The sequence below is a fragment of the Parendozoicomonas sp. 209JJ7-1 genome (assembly GCF_058147085.1).
Map to the genome: position 1 here is coordinate 1 of NZ_JBYVJU010000037.1, position 4,188 is coordinate 4,188.

6 protein-coding genes are annotated in these 4,188 nt (G+C 38.0%); all 6 read left to right on the plus strand.

Translation table 11 applies throughout. The annotated features are described in order from the left end of the window. Positions 1–663: FMN-binding negative transcriptional regulator (locus tag ACY2RQ_RS18910; RefSeq protein ID WP_490114567.1), on the plus strand; the 663-nt coding region annotated here is incomplete at its 5' end. A gap of 66 nt (positions 664–729) precedes the next feature. Continuing rightward, positions 730–1,335 (plus strand): hypothetical protein, encoded by a 606-nt coding sequence (locus ACY2RQ_RS18915; protein ID WP_490114568.1) that lies wholly within the window; start codon positions 730–732, stop codon positions 1,333–1,335. 85 nt (positions 1,336–1,420) lie between these two features. Continuing rightward, a complete protein-coding gene (locus ACY2RQ_RS18920) occupies positions 1,421–1,897 on the plus strand; it encodes an NYN domain-containing protein (RefSeq protein ID WP_490114569.1) in 477 nt (158 codons plus the stop codon). A 99-nt stretch (positions 1,898–1,996) separates the two neighbouring features. After that, positions 1,997–2,743: a KilA-N domain-containing protein gene (locus ACY2RQ_RS18925; RefSeq protein ID WP_490114570.1), complete on the plus strand. Its 747-nt coding sequence runs from the start codon at positions 1,997–1,999 to the stop codon at positions 2,741–2,743. Between the two features lie 171 nt (positions 2,744–2,914). Then, positions 2,915–3,466: a hypothetical protein gene (locus ACY2RQ_RS18930; protein WP_490114571.1), complete on the plus strand. Its 552-nt coding sequence runs from the start codon at positions 2,915–2,917 to the stop codon at positions 3,464–3,466. Between the two features lie 95 nt (positions 3,467–3,561). Further along, positions 3,562–4,185, plus strand: coding sequence for a LysE family translocator (locus ACY2RQ_RS18935; RefSeq protein ID WP_490114572.1), 624 nt, complete (start codon positions 3,562–3,564; stop codon positions 4,183–4,185). Positions 4,186–4,188 lie beyond the last annotated feature (3 nt).

The following is a 4,188-nucleotide window of genomic DNA, read 5'->3' on the forward strand; positions in this document are numbered from 1 at the left end:
CCGCTAAGAGTAAATATGCACATTCCTACTAAATTCAAAGAAACAAATCTGGATGTCTTACATAAACTCATTCAAGATTATCCGCTTGGGGCACTGATAAGCTCGGCAGGGAATTTCATAGATGCAGATCATATTCCTTTTTACCTGAAAAGAGATGAAAATGGTCAGGTAACTTTACAGAGTCACATAGCCAAAGCAAATCCGTTATGGAAAACATGCCCTGATGGTCAAGAGATTCTGCTCATATTTCATGGGCCAAATGCTTATATCAGCCCGAACTTCTATCCATCAAAGAAAGAGACAGGAAAAGCTGTTCCAACATGGAACTATTCTGTCGTTCATGTTAGAGGTCGCATTACTTTCAAGCACGAAAGCAGTTGGATTTTACAGCTTCTCAGCGATATTTCTGACGTCCATGAATTAAACCAAAATATGCCTTGGTCTGTTTCTGATGCACCAGAAGGTTTTACTGAAAAACTCGTTAACGCAGTTGTTGGCTTAGAAGTTGTTATAGAAAGTATCGTTGGTAACTTCAAGTTAAGCCAAAACAAATCTACTTCGGACTATTCAGGTGTTGTAAGCGGTTTAGCAAACTCAGAGAACGTCGCAGATGTTTCTGTATCAAAACAAATGCAAAACAATCAACATGCGGCTAACAAGTAAATCCAGGTGACGCCTACGGCGCACCTGATTTAGGCGTTATAAGCAAAAACCACCAATGGAGTAACAATGAAAAAAGTAGTTCTCACAGCGTTTCTTACACTTGCTTCAGCAAGTACTTTTGCAGCAAGTGAATTGGACACCGCAATAGAAAGGTTTTTAGATCAGAAAGGAGTCACATTACACACAAAATCAAAGCCAATTGGTGAGTACGTTTCAGCTGACAAAAAGCCAGTAAAATTTGAGTTTATAAGCTCACGTCAACTAGGCTCCACAAAAAAAGCAAAAGGAATACAAGTTTCAATACATAAGTCCAAGCACAGTAATAAATTTGAAGCCGACTACATTGATTATAATGAAATAAATACTTTTATAAAAAATCTAAAGGTTATATGGAATCACAATTCTAAACCAGGGCCATCAGAAATCAGCATGGTCAGTGCAAGAACCAAGTCAGGTATGGCAATAGTTTTAACGGAAGTGAATGAAGCTAAAGCCAAGAAAGCAGGTATTACAAGATTTGGAATGATTGTAACTGGTGAGGCTTTTGATGAGTTAAACGATCTTAATGATCCAAGTAAATTGGATAAAATTGACGGCCTAGCAATAATTCCTATGGAAGGTATCAAAGATATTATTGCAATATTAGAAAACTCTTCCAGATCTCAACTTTAATTTTCTTATAACAAGTAAATCCAGGTGACGCCTACGGCGCACCTGATTTAGGCGTTAGGCTTCTCAACAACACCGGAATCCAAAAATGGATAAAGTTGCTCTATTTGTTGATGTACAAAACGTTTATTACACATCAAAGCAAACCTATAGACGGAACTTTGATTACAACAAGTTTTGGACGACTGCCACAGCTGGAAGAGAAGTAGTAAAGGCTATTGCTTATGCAATTGATCGTGGTGATAAAAAACAGAGTGAGTTTCAAAATATTTTGAGAGCAATCGGTTTTGAGGTAAAGCTGAAACCTTTCATACAAAGGTCTGATGGTTCTGCGAAAGGTGATTGGGATGTAGGCATAACCATCGATGCAATGGAATATGGAAATCTAGTAGATATTGTGGTTTTAGTTTCAGGAGATGGAGATTTCGACCTTCTTGCCAAGAAGCTTCGAATTGATTGGGGAAAGAAGGTTGAAGTATATGGTGTACCGAGTTTAACATCTAAAACATTGATGGATGCTTCAAGTGAATTTATTCCAATTAACGAGACGCTGCTACTCAAATAGTTAATAATCGCAGTCAAAGCCTAACAAAAAAATCCAGGTGACGCCTACGGCGCACCTGATTTAGGCGTTAGCTCCATCAAATCAACATCGAGGTAAACTTTGAATCAATTAGCACTTATTCCAAGAGTTGAGGAAGGAGAAATCATTCCTCAAAGAGCCAGAGATGGTTATATTAGTGCAACGGCTCTTTGCCAATCTGTCGGGAAAAGGTTTTCTGACTACAAAGTATTGCAAAATACTCAAGCTTTTATTGCAGAGTTATCTTCACAAACAGGTCTTTCTGAAAACCAACTTATTCACGTTATAAGTGGCGGCAATCCCAAATACCAAGGAACCTGGGTTCATCCATTTCTTGCAATAAACTTAGGTCAGTGGCTTTCTGCAAAATTTGCAGTAAAAGTTTCCCAATGGGTTACAGAATGGCAGCAAGGCGGCGCAAAAGCTGTCATGCCCGTTCATATCGATAGGTATATGCAGAATCGTAGTAAAATTCCGTATACCCACTTTTCAATGCTGAATGAACTAACTCTTAATTTAATTGCTCCTCTTGAACAAGCGGGCTATACGCTACCACAAGATATGGTTCCAGATATTTCTGAAGGTAGAATTTTCTGTAAATGGTTGCGGGATCATAAAGGAATTGAGCCAAATACATTTCCAACATATGAACACGAATATCCTGACGGTAGGGTTGTAAATGCAAAGCTATATCCGATAGAACTTTATGAAGATTTCAAAAGACACTTCAACGAGGTTTGGTTAGCGAATCACGCTCCTCGGTATTTCGGTCAACGAGATCAGCAAGCTCTTCATTACGTCCAAACATTGCTGCTACCGAGCAGCTAGATGAAGCTAACAAGTAATCCAGGTGACGCCTACGGCGCACCTGATTTAGGCGTTACATGCTTCAATTAAAGTCTGAGTTAAATTCAACGATTAAATTGAGCCAATGATAAAAATAAAATTTCTACAAATTAGATATAAACTGAATCAACTTCTTGCTAAGGAAAAGTGTTAATGGATGAATATTTTGACTTTCTTCACTTCACTTGGCAGCCTGAAAAGGCTCTGAAAATTGCAGGGTGTTTTCTCTTTGCATTATTTTCAGGTTTTATCTATTTAGCTTATTTGTTACCTGAAGCTGTGTACCATATTTCGCCATTCATCATCCTTACCGGAATTCTGACGTTTGTGTCCTTCTATACTAAGAAAGAAATTTTTATTGGTAGAGAAAAATTTGTAGTACGTTTCCGTACGGTTTTAGGGCTTACTAAAAAGGAATACTTTATTCGAGATTACACTGGAGTTGTGGTTACTGTCGAGGCTCCACAAGATTACGATATTACGACAGGCAGCCTCAAAGATGTATTAATGGTGTACATGATTGGAAAAGGAAAAACAGAAGACTTTGAATTGGATGTATTTGAAAAAAGTGGTGCCGGATTGAATTCAAAAGTTGCTAATGCCAAAATCGATTTTTCTAAGAAAATTGCTGATAAAACAAAATTGAAATTCATAATATGTGACAGTGTATATAAATACGTACCGAATTTTGAATTAAAAACTTAAAATCTGCAGTCCTCCGTATCCAGCATGTAACAAGTAAATCCAGGTGACGCCTACGGCGCACCTGATTTAGGCGTTAGCTGCCTAAGGAGAGTTCAATGCAAATCGAGAGTTGGTTAGCGTTCTGCTCAATTGCTCTATTAGCCACAGCAACTCCAGGTCCAGCAATTTTGCTGGTATCGACGAATAGTTTGATGTTTGGCTTCAGAAAATCATTGTTAAATGTTTTAGGGAATATTTCTGGTTTGCTTTTAATGTCCAGTTTTTCTGTTCTGGGCTTGAGTGCCGTTGTTATGAATTCTTCCATTGCTTTTACAGTTATAAAAGCTGCAGGGGCAATTTACCTCATTTATATGGGAGTAAATTTATGGAGAAAAGGTATAACTCCAATAGAGTTGAAACAGACCAAGAAAGGAAAGAAACATAATATCAGCCTGTATTTTCAAGGTATTTTGGTTTCAATTACAAATCCCAAAGCCATCGTATTTACAACAGCATTATTCCCACAGTTCATCGTAGTTTCAGAGCCATTACTTCCGCAGTTCACGGTTCTGGTTTTGAGCTTTATGTGTTCATCATTTCTTTGCCTCTCTACATATTCATATCTGGCGCAAAGAGCAAAAAACAAAACGAGCAAGCTATTTTCAGGCACTTTAGTGGGCAAAGTATTTGGTTCAACCTTCATTGGTGCCGGTTGCATATTGGCATCAGCATCAAAGTAACCG